Source organism: Bradyrhizobium sp. C9, assembly GCF_002532045.1.
GTDB lineage: Bacteria > Pseudomonadota > Alphaproteobacteria > Rhizobiales > Xanthobacteraceae > Bradyrhizobium.
In genome coordinates this window covers 1-1342 of record NZ_NWTG01000064.1, presented here as the reverse complement: position 1 = coordinate 1342, position 1342 = coordinate 1, and the positions used below count along the sequence as shown (strand labels likewise).

Below are 1342 nucleotides of genomic sequence, written 5' to 3'. Positions count from 1 at the left end.
CGCGTCTTCGGCAGGCCGGGCGCGAACTGGATCAGGTCCGGCGAGGCGATCGGGCCGATGTCCTTGCGGACCCAGGCGACGAGTTCCTTGCGCAAGGCCTCGGTCGGCTCGGTGCCCTTCATCAAGGTGACATAGGCGTAGATGCCCTGGCCCTTGATGTCGTGCGGGTAGCCGACCACGGCGGCTTCCGACACCGCCTCGTGTGCGACCAGCGAGCTCTCGACCTCGGCGGTACCCATGCGGTGGCCGGAGACGTTGATGACGTCGTCGACGCGGCCGGTGATCCAGTAATAGCCGTCGGCATCGCGCCGGCAGCCGTCGCCGGTGAAGTACTTGTTCTTGTAGGTCGAGAAATAGGTCTGCTCGAACCGCGCATGGTCGCCATAGACCGTACGCATCTGGCCCGGCCATGACTTGGTCAGGCAGAGATTGCCCGAGGTCTCGCCCTCCAGCGTCTTGCCGTCGGCATCGACGATCTCAGGCACCACGCCGAAGAACGGCCGCGTCGCCGATCCCGGCTTCAGCCTGGTCGCGCCGGGCAGCGGCGTGATCAGGATGCCGCCGGTCTCGGTCTGCCACCAGGTGTCGACGATCGGGCAGCGATCGTCGCCGACCACGCGGTAATACCATTCCCAGGCTTCCGGATTGATCGGCTCGCCGACCGAGCCGAGCAGGCGCAGCGATGTGCGCGAGGTCTTCTTCACCGGCTCGTCGCCGCCCTGCATCAGCGCGCGGATCGCGGTCGGCGCGGTGTAGAAGATGTTGACCTTGTGCTTGTCGACCACGTTCCAGAAGCGCGAATTGTCTGGGTAGTTCGGCACGCCCTCGAACATCAGCGTGGTCGCGCCGTTACAGAGCGGCCCGTAGAGGATGTAGCTGTGGCCGGTGACCCAGCCGACGTCGGCGGTGCACCAGTAGATGTCGCCGTCGTGGTAGTCGAAGACGTATTGATGCGTCATCGACGCGAACACGAGATAGCCGCCCGAGGTGTGCAGCACGCCCTTCGGCGTGCCGGTCGAACCCGAGGTGTAGAGGATGAACAGCGGGTCCTCGGCATGCATGTGCTCGGCCGGGCATTCCGTCGTCACCATCGCGGCGGCCTCGTGATACCAGAGGTCGCGCGTCGGATTCATGTCGATCGCACCGCCGGTGCGCTTCACCACCACGACCCAGTCGACGCCGCCGGTTTTGGCGATCGCGGCATCGACATTGGCCTTCAGCGGCACCTTCTTGCCGCCGCGCAGGCCTTCGTCGGCGGTGATGACCACCTTGGAATCGCAGTCCTTGATGCGCTGGGCGAGGCTGTCCGGCGAGAAGCCGCCGAACACCACCGAGTGGATCG

Annotated in this window: 1 protein-coding gene; it reads right to left on the bottom strand. The window is 65.7% G+C overall.

The window, feature by feature from the left end:
* The coding region (gene acs / locus CO675_RS39565; RefSeq protein ID WP_143279227.1) for an acetate--CoA ligase at positions 1–1342 on the bottom strand (1342 nt) is incomplete at both ends.